This window comes from Streptomyces sp. NPDC058880, from assembly GCF_042742535.1.
GTDB lineage: Bacteria > Actinomycetota > Actinomycetes > Streptomycetales > Streptomycetaceae > Streptomyces.
This window is the reverse complement of record NZ_JBHYMC010000020.1, coordinates 83,609-103,907: the sequence shown is the minus strand read 5'-3', so window position 1 is coordinate 103,907 and position 20,299 is coordinate 83,609. Positions and strand designations below refer to the sequence as shown.

The window sequence follows — 20,299 nt, the reverse complement described above, 5'->3', positions numbered from 1 at the left end:
TCAGAGCACCTTCTTGTCGAGCGCGAGCGGAGCGGGGGCCTCGGGGTCGGCCTGCGGGCGGCGCAGCAGGGCGATGGCGCCGGAGACCGTGGTGGCCCGCAGGGTGCCGGCGCCGGAGCCGAGCGTGCCGGTGATCCGCTTGGCACCGAGCTGGCCGGAGACCCGCAGGTCCTCGAAGGCGTTGGACACGCCGCCGGTGGCGGTGTTGGCCTCGACGCGGGCGTCGGCGGGGTGCGGGAGGCGGATCGCGACCTGGCCGGAGACGGAGTTCAGGGCGATGTCCACCGGGCGCTCGGCGGCCGGACCGGGGTCCAGGTCGATCAGCATGTCGCCGCTGACCGAGTCGGCGCGCACGCTCACGTCGGCGCCGTCGACGACGGTCAGCCCGCCCGACACCGAGTGGAAGCCGAGGGCGCCGGTGACGGACTGGGCCTCGACGCTGCCGGACACTGTGTGTGCCTTGACCCGGCCGGACAGTCCGACCAGCGTGGCGTCACCGGAGACGCCCTTCACGTCGGTCTCGCCGGAGATGCCGGAGACGAAGGCGGTCGCGTCGACCGTGGCGACGTGGACGCGGGTGGCGGCGGGCACAGTAAGGGTGACCGCGGCGCGGCGCTCCCACACCTTGCGGCCGGAGGAGGATCCGGACGACCAGGCCTTCCAGGGCTTGTCCTCGAACCACTGCTTGAGGCCCTGGGAGCCGTTCCAGGGGACGTCCTCGTAGGAGACGGTGAGGACCCCGCCCTCCTGCACGACGTACAGGGGGGCTCCGTCGACCTCGGTGACCTCCAGGCGGGCCGGGCCCTCCTCGGCCGCGACCACGTTCACCGTGCCGCTCACGACGCGTACGCGGAGCTCGGCCACCGGCTCCTCGAAGGTGATCTTCTGCGGTTCGGCGAAGTGCCACGTCGACCGCGACGGCTGGGACGACTGCTCTGACATGGTGCTGATCCTCCTCGTGCGTTCACGGACCGGGCTCGACGCACGCAACATATCGCGTCTTCTTCAGAACACGATATATCGCGCTTGGGTGAAGTCAAGCGCCACTCCGCGTTCCGCCGTCCGGGGGGCTGCACCCGGCATGCGGGCAGGCCGGCTCCGGGGACCCGGCCGACGGCTCGCCGCGGACGGTCGCCCGGGATCCGGGGTACGGGCCGGCAGCCGACCGGCTTCCGGACCCCGGCCCGGGGTGCCCCCGGGCCGACCGGTCGCCGGGCATGCGCGCGGAATCGGGGGGCGGCCGATCAGGGCCCGCCGACCCGGACCGTCCGGTGCCGTGAACCGCGGGCCGGCCGCGTTCCGCGGGACGCCCCCCGGCGGGTCGCGAGGAGCCTCGCCGGGGTCAGGCAGCCTCCAGCAGCGGGCTCGCGTGGTGGTGCAGCCACGCCCGGTAAGGGGGCGTGCGCAGGGCGGCCTCGCGGTAGGCCGCGCGGAGGTCCTCGTAGACCTCGGCGTGCGCGCCCGGGCGGGTCGCCAGGAGCAGCCGCACGGCCAGGGGATCCCCGCACAGCGGCCGGATCGCCATGTCCTCGCGCGGCCCGGAGGTCGGCTGGCAGGGTGCGACCGCCTCGCCGGAGATGATCAGCGAGGTCGCCGTGTGGTAGTCGGTGTGCAGCACCGGCGGGTCGAGTCCGGCCCCGGCGAAGACCCTGCGCAGGCCGTCCCATTCGCCGTCGACCGACGGATCCACCGCCCAGCGGTCCGCGGCCAGGTCCCGTAAGGAGACGATCTCCTGCCGCGCGGCGGGGTGGTCCCTCGGCATCGAGACGAACTGCGGCTCGCGTTCCATCAGCACGCGCGTCTGGAGCCCGTCGGGCAGCCGCAGCGGGCTGCCCTCCACCTCGTGCACGAAGGCCACGTCCAGTTGCCCCGCGGCCACCATCCTGAGCAGCGCGTTCGCGGACACGTCCACCAGGAGGGAGGTCTCGGTGTCGGGCAGCCGCCGATGGAGGCGCCGCAGCCACCCGGGCAGGGCCCGGCTGGCCGTCGAGCCGATGCGCAGCCGGGGGCCGTGAGCCTGTGCGCGGGCCTCCGCCACCAGAGCGGCCATGTCGGCGAGAAGCGGTCGGGCCCTGCCGAGCACGGTGCGGCCGAACGGGGTGGGCCGGCATCCGGTCCGCTCGCGCAGGAACAGCTCGCCGTCCAGGGCTCGTTCGATGCGGCGCAGCTGTGTGGTCAACGAGGGCTGGCTCACGCCGAGTTGCCGGGCGGCCTTGTGCAGGCTGCCGGCGTCGGCGATGGCGCACAGCGCGCGCAGGTGCCTGACCTCAAGCTCCATGACCTGAGGGTAGGCCGGGCCCGTGGACCGCACCAGCCGCCGATAGCCCCCCGAATCCCGCCATTCTCATGCTAGTTGGGCTGACGAAATTCCCCCGATAGCCCGACGCTATCGGCCAGTGACATCATCCGCCGACCCGTTCCGCTCCCGCAGACTCCGGTACCGAACGACCCACCCCCCACCGCACCGGACGAGTAGGAGCTCCCCCACATGCGCCACTCCCGTAAGGCCCTGCTGGCGACCGCCGTCGGCATCGGTCTCGCCGCCACCCTCGGCGCCGTCCCCACCGCAGCCGCCGCACCCGCCGCCGTCGGCAACGCCGCCAGCTACGCGGCGTACGAGCGTTCACCGGAGAACGCGGCCGCCAACCGCGCCTTCTTCGAGGCCGTGCAGCGCTCGGTGGCCGAGCAGCGCGCCGCCAACCCCGGCGCCCTCGCCGTCACCGTCACGTACAACACCCGTTACGCGCCGAGTTTCCGTACCCAGATAGCCAGCTCCACCCGCATCTGGAACAGCTCGGTCACCAACGTGAAGCTGCAGGAGGTGTCCTCCGGCGGGAACTTCTCGTACTACGAGGGCAACGACTCGCGCGGCTCGTACGCGAGCACGGACGGGCACGGACGGGGCTACATCTTCCTCGACTACCGCCAGAACCAGCAGTACAACTCCACCCGGGTGACCTCGCACGAGACCGGCCACGTGCTGGGCCTGCCGGACCACTACTCGGGCCCGTGCAGCGAGCTGATGTCGGGCGGCGGCCCGGGCACCTCGTGCCAGAACGCCACCCCGAACTACGCCGAGCGGACGCGCGTCAACCAGCTTTGGGCCAACGGCTTCGCCTCCGGCCTGGGCACGAAGGAGCTCGCCCCCACGGGCTGAGTCACCGCTCCCGGCGCTCCACGGATTCCGTGCAGTCGGGGTTCCGACAGGGACCCCGACTCCACACCGGGACGAAGACCCCGAGTGACTTGCGCCGCCCGACCACCGTGTCGACGCGGCGCCCGCAGGCCGGGCACGTCTGCTGTTCGTGCCCGGCCTGCGGGGCCACCGTCTCGTGCGCGTGCTGTCCACCGGCCATACCTCCACGGTAGGCCGGTTTTCGCATCTCCGTCGGGTCAGCCCTTGCGGACGTAGGTGCTGACGATCTGGCCGCCGCCGAGGGCGGTGACCCCGGTGAGCTCCAGGGGCCGCACACCGAAGCCGGCGCGCGTCATCGGCATGCCGGTGCCCGTGAAGACCGGATAGGTCTTCACGACGAACTCGTCGATCTCGTCGATCAGCTGGGTGGCGAGGTCCGCGCCGCCGCAGAGCCAGATGCCGAGCCCGTCCCGGGCCTTGAGCTCACGGACGCGGGCCGCCACGTCACCGCTGATCAGCCGCACCTGAGGGTCGGGCGGGGTGGTGAGGGAGCGCGAGACGACGTACTGCTCGGGCAGGTGGCCGTAGGGGCTGCTCATACCGGCCTTGAGGCCGGGCTCGTAGGTGGCGCGCCCCATGAGGACCGCATCGAAGCGCTTGGGCGGGGTGTCGGCGATCCCGAGCTGCGCGCGCGCCTGGGCGGCGATGGTCTCCGGGTACTCGGCCTTGAGGTGCTCGATGAATGCGCCGTCGAGGTGGCTGTAGAAGAAGTCGCCGTCGCCGTCCGGGGCGCCGATGAACCCGTCGACGGTGGTGGCGATGAAGTACGTGAGCCTGCGCAAGCGATTCTCTTCCGTCCGACAGTGCCGCCACACCGGGGCACGTCAAGCAAAGTACTGCGGGCGAAGTGGTTACGCAAGCTCCCGCCGCCTTCGGATCCGCCACCACCTCCGGGTCCGCCACCGCCTCCGGGCCGTCAGCCCCTGGGCTTGCGCCACATCGGCCACATCAGCGGCCCGTCGGGCAGTCGCACCGCCTCGCCGGTGAACTCCCAGCCGAGTCGCTCGTAGAGACCCCTGCTCCGCTCACTGCTCGCCTCCAGGTACGCCGGCACGCCCTCGCGGTCACAGCGCTCCAGCACCGGCCTCATCAGCTCGGTGCCCAACCCCTCCCCCTGACGCCCCGGGGCGACCGCGATCATCAGCAGGTACTCGTGCTCCTCGGACGTCGGATGCACCGCGCCGGTCAGCCGCCCCACCAGCTCGCACCGCTCGTTGTCGGGGTCGGCTACGGCCCGCATCCGCGCCGGGACCTCGTCCTCGCCCTCCGGCTCACCCGCGGGGATCCGCAGCCACAGTGCCGCTGCCGAGCCGTCCACCGCATAGTCGATCCGACCCTCGTCCAGCGCGACGTCCACGAAGACGCCCAGGAACCTCCCGTGCACGGCGGCCCGGTGCTCCGGGTCCGGGAAGACCCAGCTGCTCACCGGGTCGGCGCGGAAGGCCTCGTCGAGCAGCCTCGCCACCGCGTCCCGGTCCGACCGATCCGCCTGACGTATCTCCAGCGCCACTGGCCACACCCTTCGCTCACGCGTCAACAACCGTCAGCGATACTAGAGTTGGCGCCGCCATGCGGTAAGGCCCGTTCCGGCACCGTGCGGTGCGGGAACGGGCCTCCCCCCGTCGTCCGCGGGCGATCACCTCGTACGGCGCGTCACGAATTCCGCCAGCGACAGCAGCCCGCCCGCCGCCCCGAGGTCCGGCACGGCCCGGGACAGCTGCTGGACCGCGCGCCCCATCCGGTCGGCGGCCTGGGCCTGGGCCCAGTCCCGCCCGCCGGCCCGTTCCACCGCGTCGGCCGCCCTGCACACGTCGTCCCCGGTCATGGGACCCGCGTACAGGTCGGCGAGCTGCCGGCCCGCCGCGGTGCCCGAGGTGAGGGCGGCCACGACCGGCAGGGACTTCTTGCGGGCCACCAGGTCGGCCCCTGCGGACTTGCCGGTGTGCCCCGGGTCCCCCCAGATGCCGATCAGGTCGTCGATGAGCTGGAAGGCCAGGCCCGCCTCCCGGCCGAAGGCGTCCATGGCGTCGACCTCCTCCGCTCCGGCCCCCGCGTACAGCGCACCCAGCGCGCACGCGCAGCCCAGCAGCGCCCCGGTCTTGGCCGCCGCCATGGTCAGGCACTCGTCGAGCGAGACGTCCCGGCGCTGCTCGAAGGCGCAGTCGGCCTGCTGGCCGGCGCACAGCTCGATGAGGCAGGCCGAGAGTCGGGACGAGGCCGCCGCGGCGGCGGGGTGCGGATCGTCGGCGAGCAGCCGCTGGGCGAGCGCCATCATGGCGTCGCCCGTGATGATCGCGTCCGGCGTGCCGAAGACCGTCCAGGCGGTGGCCCGGCCGCGGCGGCGGACGTCCTTGTCGATGACGTCGTCGTGCAGCAGCGTGAAGTTGTGCGCCAGCTCCACCGCCACCGCGGCCCGCACGGCGTGGTCGACCGGTCCGGCGCCGCCCAACCCCTGCAGGGCCTGGGCCGCGGCGAGCACCAGGGCCGGGCGGATCGCCTTGCCGGGACTGCCCTCGGCCGGGGTTCCGTCCGCCTGCTCCCAGCCGAAGTGGTACATGGCCACGCGCCGCATCCCGCCGGGCAGGCTCTCGACGCTGCGGCGCAGTTCCGGGTCGACCGCCTCCCTCGTCCGCTCCAGCAGGGCCGCGGCCTCCTGACCCTCGCCGGTCACGATCGCGCTCATCCCGCTCAGCGCCAGCGGCCGATCTCGACGTTCTCCAGCACGCCGAGCGCGTCCGGCACCAGCACCGCGGCGGAGAAGTACGCGGTGACCAGGTACGAGATGATCGCCTGCTCGCTGATCCCCATGAAGCGGACCGACAGGCTCGGCTCGATCTCGTCCGGGAGGCCCGGCTGGTGCAGGCCGATCACGCCCTGCTCCTCCTCGCCGGTGCGCATGCACAGGATGGAGGTGGTGCGGGCGTCGCTGATCGGGATCTTGTTGCTCGGGAAGATGGGCACACCGCGCCAGGTGGTCACCCGGGTGCCGTCGACGTCCACCGTCTCCGGGTAGATCCCGCGCTTGTTGCACTCGCGGCCGAAGGCGGCGATGGCCTTGGGGTGCGCGAGGAAGAGCTTGGAGCCGCGCCGCATGCTGAGCAGCTGGTCCATGTCGTCGGGGCTGGGGCCGCCGTCGTGCGGCTGGATGCGCTGGTCGTAGTCGGCGTTGTGGAGCAGGCCGAAGTCGCGGTTGTTGAGCATCTCGTGCTCCTGGCGCTCGCGCAGCGCCTCGACCGTCAGCCGCAACTGCTGCTCGGTCTGGTTCATCGGGTGGTTGTAGAGGTCGGCGACGCGCGAGTGCACGCGCAGGACGGTCTGCGCGATGGAGAGTTCGTACTCGCGCGGGCGGGCCTCGTAGTCCACGAAGGTGCCGGGGAGGACGGCCTCGCCCTGGTGGCCGGCCGAGAGGTCGATCTCCGCCTCGCCGTACTTGTTGGTGCGCTGGGCGGGCGCCGAGCGCACGCGGTCCAGGTGCTCGCGCAGCGAGGGGACCCGGTCGGCCAGCAGTTGGAAGTCCTGCCGGGACAGGGCGAGGGCGGTGCCGGGGGTGGCGGCGCGGGCGGTGTACTCCCAAATCGATTCTTCATCGACGAGGGAGTCCTCGCCGAAGTAGGCGCCGTCGGCGACGGTCCGCAGGACGGCGTCGTCCCCGTAGGGGCCCGGACCGATCTGGTCGATGCGGCCGTGCGCGAGGAGGAAGACCCCGTCGGACGGGCTGCCGAAGGAAGTCAGCTCCTGACCGACCTCGAAGTCGATCTGTCGGCACCGCTGGGCGAGTTCACCCAGCACATCGAGGTCCTCGTAGTCGCGCAGCAGCGGGAGTTCGCCGAGCTCGGCCGGGATCACCTGGACCTGGGTCCCGGTCTTGACGAACTCCACGACGCCGTTGCCGACCGAGTAGCTCAGCCGCCGGTTCACCCGGTAGGTGCCGCCCTGCACCGACACCCACGGCAGCGCCTTCAGCAGCCACCGCGAAGTGATCTCCTGCATCTGCGGCGCGGACTTGGTCGTGGTTGCCAAGTTCCGCGCGGCCGCCGTCCCCAGACTGCGCTGCGGTGTCTGGGCTTCGGACTCGGAACCTGCCTGGACCGACATGTCTTTCCCTTTCGATCACTCCATGGGTCTGCAGGGGCAGCCTTTCAGCACGCAACGTGGTGGGACCATTACACAAAAGGGTGGGACTACTCGACCGGGAGGCGGGGCACTGTCTCGGATCGAACTCCCCGCCCTCGCATCGCGGGAGGCCTTCGCGGCCCATCGGTTTCGGCCAAGACGGGACTCCTCCGCACTTTAATTTGTATCTGGGATGCGAATTTTCTACGGTGGCCCCATGCGGCTGACCCGATTCACCGACCTGGCGCTGCGCACCCTGATGCGCCTGGCCGTCGAGGAGACGGACCTCCCGACCACCCGCGACGTGGCGGCGACGATGGAGGTCCCCTACACCCATACCGCCAAGGTGGTCGCCAGGCTGCAACACCTCGGCCTGGTCGAGGCGCGGCGCGGCCGCGGCGGGGGGCTCGCCCTGACCGGCGCCGGACGGGCCGCCTCGGTGGGCGCGGTGGTGCGTGAGCTGGAGGGCGCCGGCGATGTCGTCGACTGCGACGGCACCACCCCCTGCCCGCTGCGCGGCGCCTGCGTGCTGCGCGGCGCGCTGCGCCGGGCACAGGAGGCGTTCTTCGCCGAACTGGACCCCCTGACGGTGAACGACCTGGTGGCAGCCCCGACCGGTCCGCTCCTCCTGGGCATCGCGAGCAGGGCACCCTCGGGGGCCGAAGGGCCCTGACCGTCGGGGCCGGTTGGCCGGTTACCGCCGCCCTCCGGACGCCATAGCCTCACCCCGACGGGAGTTCGAACAGAAGTCCGCACCGGCGCGGGCCTCTGCGATCAAAAATACGCATCTAAGATGCCAATTAATGAACCAGTTCCACCACGCAAGGAGTTCCCCATGCTGTCCGCGAAGTCGACCGCGACCGTCCGAGCCACCCTGCCCGCCGTCGGAGCGGCCATCGGCGACATAACGGAGCTCTTCTACGCGAAGCTCTTCACGGCCCACCCGGAGCTGCTCCGCGACCTCTTCAACCGGGGCAACCAGAACGCGGGCCTCCAGAAGCAGGCACTCGCCGGCTCCATCGCCGCCTTCGCCACCCACCTCGTCGAGCACCCGGACACCCGGCCCGACGTGATGCTCACCCGCATCGCACACAAGCACGCCAGCCTCGGCGTCACCCGCGAGCAGTACGCGGTCGTCCACCAGCACCTCTTCGAGGCGATCGCCGAGACCCTCGGCGAGGCCGTCACGCCCGAGGTCGCCCAGGCCTGGGACGAGGTCTACTGGCTGATGGCGAACGCCCTCGTGGCCATCGAGAACCGCCTCTACGCCGGGCACCGGATCGCCGCCGGCGACGTGTGGCGGGAGTGGACCGTCACCGGCCGCACCGAGGAGACGGCCGACTGCGCCACCTTCCGGATCACCCCCGCCGACGACGCCCCCGCACCCGCGCACCTGCCCGGCCAGTACGTCTCCGTCCAGGTCGAACTCCCCGACGGAGCCCGTCAGATCCGCCAGTACAGCCTCTCCGGCGCGCCCGGCTCCGACGTCCGCACCATCACCGTCAAGCGGGTCCACGGCCCGGCCGCCGGGGGCCCCGACGGCGAGGTCTCCAACCACCTGCACACCCACGTCCGCACCGGCCACGCGCTGCGGGTCTCCGCGCCGTTCGGCGACCTGGTGCTGACGGACCGTGCGAACCCGATCCTGCTCGCCTCGGCGGGCATCGGCTGCACACCGATGCTCGCGATGCTGGAGCACCTGGCCGAGACCGGGCACACCGCACCGGTGACGGTGCTGCACGCCGACCGCTCCCCCGCGGACCACCCGCTGCGGGCCGACCACCGGGCCCTGACCCACAAGCTGGCCGACGCCTCGGCCCGCTTCTGGTACGAGGAGGCGGCGGAGCCCGGCGACGGCGAGGGCCTCATGAACCTCTCGGACCTGCACGTCGCCCCGGGCACCAGCGCCTACCTGTGCGGGCCGCTCCCGTTCATGCGGTCGGTCCGCGAGCAGCTGATCGCCAAGGGCGTGTCGCCCGCCGACATCCACTACGAGGTGTTCGGCCCGGACCTGTGGCTCGCCTCCGCGTGACGACTGTCCGGATTCGCTCGCTCACCGTACGAGAACAGTAGCCGCGGAAGGGCCGCCTCCACTAAACCGGAGCGTGACGATTCGGACACACGGGGTGTCCGTCGCGCACCGCACGAAGGGAGGCGGCCATGGCCGCACCCATGTCCGCGGACCGGTTCATCAACGCACTGAGGAACGAAGGCCTGACCGTCGTCGAGGTCGGCGCCTGGCGCACGCACAACCGCAACCACAAGGGGCCCTGGGGCCCGCTGCACGGGGTGATGATCCACCACACCGTCACCCGCGGCACCGCGTACTCCGTCCAACTCTGCCGCAACGGCTACAGCGCCCTCCCGGGGCCGCTCTGCCACGGCGTGATCGGCAAGGACGGCCGTGTCCACCTGGTCGGCTACGGCCGCGCCAACCACGCCGGCCTGGGCGACCCCGACGTCCTGGCCGCGGTGATCGCCGAACGGCGGCTCCCCCCGGACAACGAGGCCACCACCGACGGCAACCGCCACTTCTACGGCTTCGAGTGCGTGAACCTCGGAGACGGCGAGGACCCCTGGCCCCCGGCCCAGATCGACGCCATCGCCCGCGCGGCGGCGGCCGTGTGCCGGGTCCACCGCTGGACGGCCCGCTCGGTCATCGGCCACCGCGAATGGCAACCGGGCAAGGTGGACCCCCGCGGCTTCACGATGAACTCCCTCCGGGACCGCATCGCCGAACGCCTGAAGTAGCCGCCCGCGGCGAAGTGGCGGCCCGCCGCCACTTCGTCACCCGAGGTAGGGCGCGGCCCGGTGTTCCAGGAAGTGGCGCAGGCGCAGGCGCTGGGTGTGGTGCATGGGCAGCGATTCCAGCCCGGCCGGCTCCACGAAGCGGAGTTCCGTGCTCTCGTCCGAGATCGCCAGCGTGCCCCCGACCATGCGGGCCGTGAAGCAGACGTTGAACTGGCGGCGGACCTCCCCGTCGCCGTACTCGATGATGTGCTTCGGGTCCGTGTAGGTGCCGACCAGTCCCGTGATCTCCACGTCGAGCCCCGTCTCCTCCTTGACCTCGCGGACGGCCGATCCCGGGAGGGATTCCGAGAGGTCCATCCCGCCGCCGGGGAGGGCCCACAGATCGTTGTCGCGGCGCCGTTGCAGCAGGATGCGGCCCCCGTCGTCCGTGACGACGGCGGAGGCTGCCACGACCATGCTGTTGGGCGCGGGAGCGTGGGGATCGTCGTAGTACTCGGTCCGGGCCATCAGGTCACTCCTCCACGGGACGGGCTGTCTCCCACGCCGCATTGAAGCTGTCGGCGTAGGTGTCGAACACCGATCACGCCCGGTCAGCCGCGACGCGTAGACCCCGGCCCGCTGGGCGAACCAGAGCAAGGCAGTCCAGCGCGCCGGCTTCGGCCCTGCCCACACGACCCGAACCCTCTGGGCGGGGCTCTGACGTGCGACGGCGAGGACGGGGGCGAGCGCCCCACAATGGACGGGTGAACCGCCCCGCGAACCTTGACGTGCTCTTGCAGCCCCGCCCGCCGTCCCCGTTGCAGGAGATCCGTGACGAACGGTTCGAGCGGCACGGGGTGCGGCTGCTGCTCAAGCGGGACGACCTGGTGCATCCCGAACTGCCGGGCAACAAGTGGCGCAAGCTCGCGCCCAACCTGCGCGCCGCCCTGCAGGCGGGGCACGACCGGCTCGTCACCTTCGGCGGGGCGTACTCCAACCACCTGCGGGCCACCGCTGCCGCCGGGCGGCTGACGGGCCTCGGGACGGTCGGCATCGTGCGCGGGGACGAGCTGGCCGGACGGCCCCTGAACGCATCCCTCGCCCGGTGCGCGGCGGATGGCATGCGCCTGCACTTCGTCTCCCGTTCGCGCTACCGCACCAAGGCCGACCCGCAGGCACGGGCCCTGCTGCTGGACGAGGCGGGCGCGAGCGGGGCGTACGTCGTCCCGGAAGGCGGCAGCAACGCCCTCGCCCTCTCCGGCTGCGCGGAGCTGGGCCGCGAGCTCCACGGCGTGACCGACGTGGTGGCGGTGGCCTGCGGCACCGGCGGCACCCTGGCGGGGCTGGCCGCGGGGCTGGCCCCGGGGCAGCGGGCGCTGGGCGTTCCCGTCCTGGCGGGCGGCTTCCTGTCGGGGGAGATACGTTCCCTCCAGACGGAGGCGTACGGCGGCCCGGTCGGCGACTGGTCCTTGGCGGAGGACTTCCACCACGGCGGCTACGCCCGCGTCCCGGCCGCCCTGGAGTCCTTCGCCGCCGACTTCGGCTCCCGCCACGGCTTCCCGGTGGAACGCATCTACGTGGCCAAACTCCTGTGGGCCGTGACCGCCCTGACCGAGGCGGGCACCTTCCCGCCCGGTACGTCGGTCACCGCCGTCATCACGGGCCGGCCGTAGCCCAGGCCCCCCAGGGGCCGGCACCACCGCCGCCCGCCCCGCCGAGCTCCCCGCAGGGGCAGGGGCTACGTCGACTCGCGGTACGCCGCCGCCTCCTCCAGGTCCAGCCTGCGCAGCAGCACCCGCAGCATCTCGTCGTCGATCCGCCGGTCGTCCCGCAGTGCGACGAAGACCTCCCGCTCGGCCTCGATCATCTCCCCCGCGAGCCGGCGGTAGATGTCGTCCGCGGACTCCCCCGTCAGCGGATTGACCTCCCCCAGCCGTTCCCACACGGCGTTGCGCCGCCTCTCCAGCACCGTCCGCAGCCGGTCCGCCAGCGGCGGCGGCAGCGTGGAGTTCTCCGGCTCCTCCAGCAACTCCGCCAGCCGCTCCTCCGCCGCCCGCGAGGCCTGGCTCTGCGCCTGCGCCTCCGCCAGCGTCTCGGCCTGCACGTCCCTCGGCGGCAGCTTCAGCACCCTGATCAGCGGCGGCAGCGTCAGCCCCTGCACCACCAGCGTGCCGATGACCGTGGTAAAGGTCAGGAAGAGGATCAGGTTCCGGTTCTGCACCGAGATCGGCACGGAGAAGGCGATGGCCAGCGAGACCACGCCCCGCATCCCGGCCCAGCCCACGATGACCGGGGACTTCCAGTCGGTGTCCGGCTCCCGGTCCCGGATCCGCTGCGACAACGCACGCGGCACGAAGGTCGCCGGGAACACCCATACGAAGCGGGCCACCACCACCACGAGGAAGACGGCGATCGCGTACCAGGCCGCCTCCATGCCCCGGTACTCGCCCAGCCCCGTGAGGACCACCGCCAACTGCAGGCCGATCAGCGCGAAGACGACCGACTCCAGGATGAAGGCGACCATCTTCCACACCGCCTCCTCCTGGAGCCGGGTGGCGAAGTCGACCTGCCAGTTGCGGTGCCCGAGGTACAGGGCGACCACCACCACGGCCAGCACTCCGGAGGCGTGCACCCGCTCGGCCGCCGCGTACGCCACGAAGGGGATCAGCAGCGAGAGGGTGTTCTGGAGCAGGGGCTCCTTCATCCGTTTGCGCAGCTGGTGGATCGGCACCATGAGCAGCAGGCCGACACCGATCCCGCCCACCGAGGCCACCAGGAACTCCGCGATGCCGCCCGCCCAGCCCGCGCTCATCCCGACCGCCGCCGCCAGCGCCACCTTGTAGACGGTGATCGCGGTGGCGTCGTTGACGAGGGACTCACCCTGAAGGATGGTCGTCAGCCGGTTCGGCAGCCCCAGCCTGCGGGCGATCGCGGTGGCGGCGACCGCGTCGGGCGGCGCGACCACCGCGCCCAGCACCAGCGCCACCGGCAGGGACAGCCCGGGCACCACCAGGTACGCGGCGTACCCGACGACGAGCGTCGCGAAGAGCACGTAGCCGACCGACAGCATCGCGATCGGCCTGATGTTGGCGCGCAGGTCCAGGTACGAGCTGTCCACCGCGGCCGTGTACAGCAGCGGCGGGAGCAGCAGTGGCAGGACGATGTGCGGGTCGAGCGTGTAGTCCGGCACGCCCGGGACGTACGAGGCGGCCAACCCGGCGGCGACCAGCAGGAGCGGCGCGGGCACCGGCGTGCGCCGGGCGAGTCCCGCCACGGCCGCACTGCCCGCGACGAGGGCCACCAGCTGCAATACCTCCATCGAAGATCAATCCTCCGTCGTCGCGCGCCCGCACCCTGGCCGTACGCTGGCCATCATGAGCGAGTGCACCCACGTTGCCGAACTGCCGCGCCCCGAGCCGGTCCCGTCTGCACAGACCTGTGCCGAATGTCTGGCCGTCGGCAGCCACCCGGTGCAGCTGCGGATGTGCCTGGGGTGCGGCCACGTGGCGTGCTGCGATTCCTCGCCGTTCCGGCACGCGACGGCGCACCACGGCGAGACCGGCCATCCCGTCATGCGGAGCTTCGAGCCGGGCGAGACCTGGCGGTGGTGCTTCGTGGACGGTTCGATCGTCTGAGGCGGGGTAGTTCAACCCTCCGCCGGTTCCCCCGATTTGCCCCCCGCAGACCTCTAGCCACTGTGCGTGCCCATGGGCTTACCATCGGTCACTGACTGCAGGGCGGGAGCCTCACGGCGGGCGTGACGAGGGGTGCCGCGACACGATCGCCCGGATCGCGGTAGCGTCACCGGCGAAAAGAGCTCGTACCACCTTGGAGGTGAGGGTGTCCCAGATCGCAGGCGAGCCCGGGACTCAGGACTTCGTGGAAGTCCGGCTGCCCGCTGCGGGTGCCTACCTGTCGGTGCTGCGGACGGCCACGGCCGGTCTCGCAGCACGTTTGGACTTCACCCTCGACGAGATCGAGGACCTCCGCATCGCGGTGGACGAAGCCTGCGCGATCCTGCTCCAGCAGGCCGTGCCGGGCTCCGTCCTCAGTTGCGTCTTCCGGCTGATCGACGATTCGCTGGAGGTGACGGTCTCGGCGCCGACCACGGACGGACGCGCGCCGGAGCGCGACACGTTCGCCTGGACGGTCCTGTCGGCACTGGCCGGCAAGGTCGAGGCCACGGTCGAGGAGAACCAGACGGTGAGCATCAGCCTGTACAAACAACGCGGCGCGGGGCCAGGCCCGGCGTGAGCAGCGGGGAGATCCCGGTGCGGGGCGGGGATCGGCCCCGGGTACGGCACGAGGTCGACGGCGGCATCCCGGAGCAGCAGCACGCCCGGCCGCACCCGGCTGACGCGGATGCGGAAGACGGCTTTTTGGACTCGGCGGAGCGACGGGCGGGCCCTATGAGCGAGAACCAGCACGACCAATCACAGCCGGCACAGCCACCGGAGGCCGCTTCGCCGGCCCCGGCGGCGGGGTTCCCGGTGTCTTCGGCGCCTGCGGCGCTGCCCGATCCGCGCGACCGCAGCAGCGCGCGGGCCCTCTTCGTCGAGCTGCGGGCGCTGCCCGACGGCTCGCCGGAGAAGGCGGAGCTGCGCAACCGGCTCGTACGGATGCACCTGCCCCTGGTCGAGCACCTGGCGCGGCGCTTCCGCAATCGCGGGGAGCCGCTCGACGACCTGACCCAGGTCGCGACGATCGGCCTGATCAAGTCGGTGGACCGGTTCGACCCGGACCGCGGGGTCGAGTTCTCCACGTATGCCACGCCCACGGTGGTCGGCGAGATCAAGCGCCACTTCCGGGACAAGGGCTGGGCGGTTCGGGTGCCCCGGCGTCTGCAGGAACTGCGGCTGTCGCTGACGACGGCCACGGCCGAGCTGTCCCAGCAGCACGGGCGCTCCCCGACGGTGCACGAGCTGGCCGAGCGGCTGGGCATCTCCGAGGAGGAGGTGCTGGAGGGTCTGGAATCGGCCAATGCCTACAGCACGCTCTCCCTGGACGTCCCGGACACCGACGACGAGTCGCCGGCGGTCGCGGACACCCTGGGCGCGGAGGACGAGGCCCTGGAGGGCGTCGAATACCGCGAGTCCCTGAAACCGCTGCTGGAGGGGCTGCCTCCGCGTGAGAAGCGGATCCTGCTGCTGCGGTTCTTCGGCAACATGACGCAGTCGCAGATTGCGCAGGAGGTCGGCATCTCCCAGATGCACGTCTCCCGGCTCCTGGCCCGCACCCTGGCCCAGCTCCGCGAGAAGCTCCTCGTGGAGGAATGAGCCGGGCTCAGGAGGGAGACGGCCCCCCGATGCCGAGAGCCTCGGTCGCCGTCGGGTTCACGAGCAGTACGACGACGGCCGCCGCAGCCACCGCGAGGGCCACGGCGGCGGCGATCATGGCGCCGCCGGTGGTGTAGAGCGTCCAGGCCACCGGCAGCGCCATCAGCTGGGTGATCAGTGCCGGGCCGCGGCTCCAGCGGCGGCCCAGGCGCAGCCCGCGGGCGGCGACCAGCGGCAGCGCGGCGAGCGCGAGCAGGGTGATACCGCCTGTCTCGGCCTGCTGCGGGGAGTCGGGGTCGCCGGCGATGCCGACGAACAGCATGTACACGCCGAGGCAGGCGAGCGCCAGGCCCTCCAGGGCGGTGAGCGCGGCCGCGGCCGTCAACCGGCGGGGCGGCGCGGCGGGCGCTTCGGCGGTGGGGGCGGGGGCGTTCGCGGGCTGCTTCTTACTCACCCATGCAGGGTAGCGGCGCCGTCCGGAGGCCGGAGGGGACGGGCAGTAGGGTCGGCTCGCGAAGGGGTGGGTAGTCTGGCGCTCATGCGTGCACTTCTCGTGGCCAACCCAGCAGCGACGACCACCAGTGCGCGCACGCGCGACGTCCTGATCCACGCCCTGGCCAGCGAGATGAAGCTGGAGGCGGTCACCACCGAGTACCGCGGGCACGCCCGGGACCTGGGGCGCAAGGCCGCGCACGAGGGGCTGGACCTGGTAGTCGCCCTGGGGGGCGACGGCACGGTCAACGAGGTGGTGAACGGGCTCCTGCACAACGGGCCCGATCCGGACCGGCTGCCCCGGCTCGCGGTGGTCCCCGGCGGCTCCACCAACGTGTTCGCCCGCGCCCTGGGACTGCCGAACGACGCGGTCGAGGCGACGGGCGCACTGCTGGACGCCTTGCGCGAGAAGCGGGAGCGGACAGTCGGCCTGGGGCTGGCGGCGGGGACCCCCGGTACGCAGGACGAGTCGGTGCCGGCGCGTTGGTTCACCTTCTGCGCGGGTTTCGGGTTCGACGCGGGTGTCGTGGGGCGGGTCGAGCAGCAGCGGGAGCGCGGCAAGCGTTCGACGCACGCACTCTACGTACGACAACTGATGCGCCAGTTCTGGGAGGAGCCGAACCGCCGGCACGGGACGGTCACGCTGGAGCGCCCGGGAGCCGACCCGGTGAAGGACCTGGTGCTGTCCATAGTGTGCAACACCTCACCGTGGACGTTTCTAGGGAATCGTCCGCTTTACGCCTCTCCGGAGGCGTCGTTCGATACTGCGCTTGACGTACTGGCACTCAACCGTTTGTCAACTCCGGCCGTCGCTCGCTACGCGACACAGCTTCTGACCTCCACTCCTGAGCGGGGTCCACGCGGCAAGCATGCGGTGTCTCTGCACGATCTGACCGACTTCACCTTGCATTCGAAGGTTCCGCTCCCGTTCCAGATGGACGGCGATCACCTCGGGCTGCGCACCAGCGTTCGGTTCACAGGCGTACGCCGTGCACTGCGTGTGATTGTGTGAGTAGAAGGGCCCGCAGGCCTTTCACTCGAACGTTTACACGCCGGTCCACCCTCACGATGTAGGGCTGTGACCTAGTAGACACCGACGAATCAAAAAAAACTTTCCGGAAGGGGTTGTATCCCCGTCCGAGGTTTGCGAATCTCTTCATGGCGATCGGGACAGCCCGCGGAACCGGCACCCACACAGACCGCCAGAACCCCTCCACGAATCTCGAACTGATCACCCGCGTGAAACCGGGCGGTCGACCTTCCCTCACGGGGGGATTCGTGAAAGCGTTCACATTCACAAGCAACCTGCCCGCAATACAAGGAGATGGAGCAGCCATGGACTGGCGTCACAACGCCGTTTGCCGCGAGGAAGACCCGGAACTCTTCTTCCCCATCGGCAACACCGGTCCTGCGCTGCTGCAGATCGAGGAAGCCAAGGCCGTCTGCCGCCGTTGCCCCGTCATGGAGCAGTGCCTGCAGTGGGCGCTCGAGTCCGGTCAGGACTCCGGCGTCTGGGGCGGTCTCAGCGAGGACGAGCGCCGCGCCATGAAGCGCCGCGCCGCTCGCAACCGGGCGCGCAACGCCAGCGCCTGACCAACGACTTTCGAGCCTCGACGCGCAGCGCGTAGCAACCGAAGAAGCGCTCAGCAACGCGCCCTTGAGCCCCGGACCGTAGCATTCGGTCCGGGGCTCAGTGCTGCTGCGGGACTACGCTCCGTGTGCGCGACCCACCGACCACCGGTCACACCGAGTAACCGCCCGGCTGCTACTTCTGCGGGCTGGACGGCAGGTCGAGGACGACCTTGGTACCACGCGGCTCGGCCCGGACCATGTCGAAGGTGCCGCCGAGTTCCCCTTCCACGAGGGTCCGTACGATCTGCAGTCCGAGATTGCCGGCCCGCTGGGGGTCGAATCCCTCGGGCAGGCCGTTGCCGTCGTCGAGCACGGTGATCAGCAGCCGCCCGTCCTTGCGGCCGGTTCCGCTGCGCAGGGCGGCCACTTCCACGGTGCCCCGCTCGCCCTGGGGGAAGGCGTGCTCCAGGGCGTTCTGCAGGATCTCGGTGAGCACCATCGACAGCGGGGTGGCGACCTCCGCGTCCAGGATCCCGAAGCGGCCGGTGCGCCGGCAGTCGACCTTGCCCGGGGAGATCTCCGAGACCATCGCGATGACGCGGTCGGCGATCTCGTCGAACTCGACGCGCTCGTCGAGGTTCTGAGAGAGCGTCTCGTGCACGATCGCGATCGATCCGACGCGGCGCACCGCCTCGTTGAGCGCCTCGCGGCCCTGGGGGGAATCCATCCGGCGGGCCTGGAGCCGCAGGAGCGCGGCCACGGTCTGGAGGTTGTTCTTCACCCGGTGGTGGATCTCCCGGATGGTCGCGTCCTTCGTGATCAGTTCACGCTCGCGACGCCGCAGTTCGGTGACGTCACGGCAGAGCACCAGGGAGCCGATCCGGGTCCCCTTCGGCTTGAGCGGGATGGCGCGCAGCTGGATGACGCCGCCGTTGCCCTCGACCTCGGTCTCGCGGGGGGCCCAACCGCTGGCGAGCTTGACCAGTGCCTCGTCGACCGGGCCGCGGGAGGGGGCGAGTTCGGCGGTGGTGGCGCCGAGGTCCTGGCCGACCAGGTCGGAGGCGAGCCCGAGACGGTGGTAGGCGGAGAGCGCGTTCGGGGAGGCGTAGGTGACCACGCCGTCGGCGTCGAGCCGGATCAGGCCGTCCCCGACGCGCGGCGAGGCGTCCATGTCGACCTGCTGGCCGGGGAAGGGGAAGGCGCCCGCCGCGATCATCTGCGCGAGGTCCGAAGCGGACTGGAGGTAGGTCAGCTCCAGTCGGCTCGGTGTACGCACAGTGAGCAGGTTGGTGTTGCGTGCGATCACTCCGAGTACCCGGCCCTCGCGGCGGACGGGGATCGACTCGACGCGGACCGGCACCTCCTCGCGCCACTCCGGGTCGCCCTCGCGCACGATGCGGCCCTCGTCGAGCGCGGCGTCCAGCAGTGGGCGGCGGCCTCGCGGCACCAGGTGGCCGACCATGTCGTCCTGGTAGGAGGTCGGGCCGGTGTTCGGGCGCATCTGTGCGACCGAGACGTACCGGGTGCCGTCGAGGGTGGGCACCCACAGCACGAGGTCGGCGAAGGACAGGTCGGAGAGCAGCTGCCACTCCGAGACCAGCAGGTGGAGCCACTCCAGGTCGGTTTCTCCGAGAGCGGTGTGCTGGCGTGCGAGGTCGTTCATGGAGGGCACGGTGCGAGCGTACCCCGGGTACGCACGATGACTTTCCCCACGCCGGTACTCAGGAGTATCCAGGAGGGGCACGGGCCGCGTACTGTTGGAGGAAGTGACGGGTTTCGAGCTACCGTCATTGGATGGACAGAACAGAATGGTCTAGTCCAGAATTGACTCAGAGTCTCCGCCCTCCCCGCACAGGAGGACGGATCGAGGGAGTCGCGCGCTCTGCCCTGACCGCGCAGACACCTCTCACCGGCCGCCGGGAACCGCACACCTGACGGCCGTAAGTACTCCGGGCTACGGTGCCGGACGGGTTGAGGGTCCCGTCCTGCACCGTGGCCCAGAGGAATTCCGGGCGCCCGTCAGGGCCAGGCCCGCAGGGCCCGCTCCGCCACCGCTTCCAGTTCCTCCCGGGTCGCCCCGTCGCGCGACTGCTGGGACATTCCCTGGAGGACGGCTCCGGCGTACCGGGCCAGCGCCCGCGCATCCGTGTCCGCGGGCAGCACTCCGGTGGCCACGTCGGCGCGGATCCGGCTCTCGAAGAGCTCCAGGTTGGCGTTGCGCCGCTCGCGAAGCGCCGCGGCCACCTCGTCCGAGGTGGTGTTGACGGCCGCGCTGATCACCATGCAGCCCGACGGGTGGGACGGGTCGGTGTAGACCGCGGCCGCCTCCCGCAGGATGCGCTCCACGGCGGCGCGGGCGGTGGGCTCCTCGGCCAGCGCCACGCCGGCGAAGTCGCCGTACCGGCTCCCGTAGACCGCGACGACCTCGTCGAAGAGCGCGCGCTTGTCGCCGAAGGCCGCATAGAGGCTGGGCGCGCTGATCCCGATCGAGGCGGTCAGGTCGGAGATCGAGGTCGCCTCGTAGCCGCGTTCCCAGAAGGCCGTCATCGCCTTGTCCAGGGCGGCGTCGCGGTCGAAGGAGCGGGGCCTGCCGCGCTGTCCGGTCACCATCCGCACATTCTATAGCGGCCGCTAGGAAATCTGATACGGTCCATTTCTGTAACGACCGCTAGCAATATGGGAGGGGGCGCGTCATGGGCGTGCTCGAAGGCAAGACGGCACTGGTCACGGGCGGCAGCCGAGGGATCGGCCGGGCCGTGGCGGAGCGGCTGGCGCGGGACGGGGCGCTGGTCGCCGTGCACTACGGCCGCAATGCCGAGGCGGCCGAGGAGACCGTGGCGGCGATCGCGAAGGCCCGCGGGGGGGGGCGGGCGGTACGCGCCCAGCCAGGCGTGCCCGGGGGCGCCCACGCCCGCCAGGC

23 protein-coding genes are annotated in these 20,299 nt (G+C 71.5%); 11 read left to right on the top strand and 12 right to left on the bottom strand.

Annotated elements, in window-relative coordinates:
• Both ACFW2G_RS14930 and ACFW2G_RS14925 read right to left on the bottom strand, forming a co-directional pair.
• Complete coding sequence (locus ACFW2G_RS14930; RefSeq protein ID WP_384452057.1) at nucleotides 1-942, bottom strand: DUF4097 domain-containing protein; 942 nt, start codon at nucleotides 940-942, stop codon at nucleotides 1-3.
• Nucleotides 943-1,342: 400 nt separating this feature from the next.
• Nucleotides 1,343-2,278: a LysR family transcriptional regulator gene (locus tag ACFW2G_RS14925; protein ID WP_037920029.1), complete on the bottom strand. Its 936-nt coding sequence runs from the start codon at nucleotides 2,276-2,278 to the stop codon at nucleotides 1,343-1,345.
• Between the two features lie 210 nt (nucleotides 2,279-2,488).
• Here ACFW2G_RS14925 and snpA point away from each other — a divergent pair, with 210 nt between their 5' ends.
• Complete coding sequence (gene snpA, locus ACFW2G_RS14920) at nucleotides 2,489-3,157, top strand: snapalysin (protein ID WP_037919726.1); 669 nt, start codon at nucleotides 2,489-2,491, stop codon at nucleotides 3,155-3,157.
• Between the two features lies 1 nt (nucleotide 3,158).
• Here snpA and ACFW2G_RS14915 read toward each other — a convergent pair whose 3' ends face one another.
• From ACFW2G_RS14915 to ACFW2G_RS14895, 5 genes are all read right to left on the bottom strand, one after another.
• Nucleotides 3,159-3,356, bottom strand: a complete 198-nt coding sequence (locus ACFW2G_RS14915) for a hypothetical protein (protein ID WP_037919725.1) — start codon at nucleotides 3,354-3,356, stop codon at nucleotides 3,159-3,161.
• Nucleotides 3,357-3,393: 37 nt separating this feature from the next.
• On the bottom strand, nucleotides 3,394-3,978 hold the full coding sequence (locus ACFW2G_RS14910; RefSeq protein WP_384583837.1) for a dihydrofolate reductase family protein: 585 nt from the start codon (nucleotides 3,976-3,978) through the stop codon (nucleotides 3,394-3,396).
• Between the two features lie 134 nt (nucleotides 3,979-4,112).
• A complete protein-coding gene (locus tag ACFW2G_RS14905) occupies nucleotides 4,113-4,706 on the bottom strand; it encodes a GNAT family N-acetyltransferase (protein ID WP_384452048.1) in 594 nt (197 codons plus the stop codon).
• Between the two features lie 126 nt (nucleotides 4,707-4,832).
• The gene (locus ACFW2G_RS14900) at nucleotides 4,833-5,879 is read right to left on the bottom strand and encodes a family 2 encapsulin nanocompartment cargo protein polyprenyl transferase (protein ID WP_384583840.1); all 1,047 of its coding nucleotides are present in this window, start codon (nucleotides 5,877-5,879) and stop codon (nucleotides 4,833-4,835) included.
• A gap of 5 nt (nucleotides 5,880-5,884) precedes the next feature.
• Nucleotides 5,885-7,291 carry a family 2B encapsulin nanocompartment shell protein gene (locus ACFW2G_RS14895; RefSeq protein ID WP_384583843.1) on the bottom strand — a complete coding sequence of 469 codons (1,407 nt, stop codon included), beginning with the start codon at nucleotides 7,289-7,291 and terminating at the stop codon, nucleotides 5,885-5,887.
• Nucleotides 7,292-7,526: 235 nt separating this feature from the next.
• Between ACFW2G_RS14895 and ACFW2G_RS14890 the strand changes: the two genes are divergently transcribed.
• From ACFW2G_RS14890 to ACFW2G_RS14880, 3 genes are all read left to right on the top strand, one after another.
• Entirely contained in the window at nucleotides 7,527-7,982 is a 456-nt protein-coding gene (locus ACFW2G_RS14890) for an Rrf2 family transcriptional regulator (protein WP_037919714.1), read from the top strand.
• Nucleotides 7,983-8,144: 162 nt separating this feature from the next.
• Complete coding sequence (locus tag ACFW2G_RS14885) at nucleotides 8,145-9,341, top strand: globin domain-containing protein (protein WP_384583846.1); 1,197 nt, start codon at nucleotides 8,145-8,147, stop codon at nucleotides 9,339-9,341.
• A gap of 128 nt (nucleotides 9,342-9,469) precedes the next feature.
• Complete coding sequence (locus ACFW2G_RS14880) at nucleotides 9,470-10,060, top strand: N-acetylmuramoyl-L-alanine amidase (RefSeq protein ID WP_172671290.1); 591 nt, start codon at nucleotides 9,470-9,472, stop codon at nucleotides 10,058-10,060.
• A 36-nt stretch (nucleotides 10,061-10,096) separates the two neighbouring features.
• Here ACFW2G_RS14880 and ACFW2G_RS14875 read toward each other — a convergent pair whose 3' ends face one another.
• Entirely contained in the window at nucleotides 10,097-10,567 is a 471-nt protein-coding gene (locus tag ACFW2G_RS14875) for an NUDIX domain-containing protein (protein WP_384583849.1), read from the bottom strand.
• Nucleotides 10,568-10,803: 236 nt separating this feature from the next.
• Here ACFW2G_RS14875 and ACFW2G_RS14870 point away from each other — a divergent pair, with 236 nt between their 5' ends.
• Nucleotides 10,804-11,712, top strand: coding sequence for a 1-aminocyclopropane-1-carboxylate deaminase/D-cysteine desulfhydrase (locus tag ACFW2G_RS14870; RefSeq protein WP_384583852.1), 909 nt, complete (start codon nucleotides 10,804-10,806; stop codon nucleotides 11,710-11,712).
• Nucleotides 11,713-11,777: 65 nt separating this feature from the next.
• On the opposite strand, the gene ACFW2G_RS14865 is transcribed toward ACFW2G_RS14870, so the two are convergent.
• Nucleotides 11,778-13,358: a Na+/H+ antiporter gene (locus ACFW2G_RS14865; RefSeq protein ID WP_037919694.1), complete on the bottom strand. Its 1,581-nt coding sequence runs from the start codon at nucleotides 13,356-13,358 to the stop codon at nucleotides 11,778-11,780.
• A gap of 55 nt (nucleotides 13,359-13,413) precedes the next feature.
• Between ACFW2G_RS14865 and ACFW2G_RS14860 the strand changes: the two genes are divergently transcribed.
• The 3 genes from ACFW2G_RS14860 to ACFW2G_RS14850 all read left to right on the top strand — a co-directional run bounded on the left by ACFW2G_RS14860 (nucleotide 13,414) and on the right by ACFW2G_RS14850 (nucleotide 15,315).
• The gene (locus ACFW2G_RS14860) at nucleotides 13,414-13,674 is read left to right on the top strand and encodes a UBP-type zinc finger domain-containing protein (RefSeq protein ID WP_030963467.1); all 261 of its coding nucleotides are present in this window, start codon (nucleotides 13,414-13,416) and stop codon (nucleotides 13,672-13,674) included.
• A gap of 205 nt (nucleotides 13,675-13,879) precedes the next feature.
• Nucleotides 13,880-14,293 carry an anti-sigma regulatory factor gene (locus ACFW2G_RS14855; RefSeq protein WP_030963468.1) on the top strand — a complete coding sequence of 138 codons (414 nt, stop codon included), beginning with the start codon at nucleotides 13,880-13,882 and terminating at the stop codon, nucleotides 14,291-14,293.
• An 11-nt stretch (nucleotides 14,294-14,304) separates the two neighbouring features.
• Nucleotides 14,305-15,315 (top strand): RNA polymerase sigma factor SigF, encoded by a 1,011-nt coding sequence (locus ACFW2G_RS14850; protein ID WP_384452078.1) that lies wholly within the window; start codon nucleotides 14,305-14,307, stop codon nucleotides 15,313-15,315.
• A 7-nt stretch (nucleotides 15,316-15,322) separates the two neighbouring features.
• Here ACFW2G_RS14850 and ACFW2G_RS14845 read toward each other — a convergent pair whose 3' ends face one another.
• On the bottom strand, nucleotides 15,323-15,769 hold the full coding sequence (locus tag ACFW2G_RS14845; protein WP_037919689.1) for a hypothetical protein: 447 nt from the start codon (nucleotides 15,767-15,769) through the stop codon (nucleotides 15,323-15,325).
• An 84-nt stretch (nucleotides 15,770-15,853) separates the two neighbouring features.
• Here ACFW2G_RS14845 and ACFW2G_RS14840 point away from each other — a divergent pair, with 84 nt between their 5' ends.
• Nucleotides 15,854-16,819, top strand: coding sequence for a diacylglycerol kinase family protein (locus ACFW2G_RS14840; protein ID WP_037919687.1), 966 nt, complete (start codon nucleotides 15,854-15,856; stop codon nucleotides 16,817-16,819).
• A gap of 323 nt (nucleotides 16,820-17,142) precedes the next feature.
• Complete coding sequence (locus ACFW2G_RS14835) at nucleotides 17,143-17,400, top strand: WhiB family transcriptional regulator (protein ID WP_003953983.1); 258 nt, start codon at nucleotides 17,143-17,145, stop codon at nucleotides 17,398-17,400.
• Nucleotides 17,401-17,572: 172 nt separating this feature from the next.
• Here ACFW2G_RS14835 and ACFW2G_RS14830 read toward each other — a convergent pair whose 3' ends face one another.
• Together ACFW2G_RS14830 and ACFW2G_RS14825 are read right to left on the bottom strand one after the other, a co-directional pair.
• Nucleotides 17,573-19,042 (bottom strand): sensor histidine kinase, encoded by a 1,470-nt coding sequence (locus tag ACFW2G_RS14830; RefSeq protein WP_384583855.1) that lies wholly within the window; start codon nucleotides 19,040-19,042, stop codon nucleotides 17,573-17,575.
• A gap of 356 nt (nucleotides 19,043-19,398) precedes the next feature.
• Nucleotides 19,399-19,989, bottom strand: a complete 591-nt coding sequence (locus ACFW2G_RS14825; protein ID WP_384452028.1) for a TetR/AcrR family transcriptional regulator — start codon at nucleotides 19,987-19,989, stop codon at nucleotides 19,399-19,401.
• Nucleotides 19,990-20,072: 83 nt separating this feature from the next.
• Between ACFW2G_RS14825 and ACFW2G_RS14820 the strand changes: the two genes are divergently transcribed.
• Nucleotides 20,073-20,299, top strand: a 227-nt coding sequence (locus ACFW2G_RS14820; RefSeq protein ID WP_384680941.1) for an SDR family NAD(P)-dependent oxidoreductase, incomplete at its 3' end; no start/stop codon positions are given.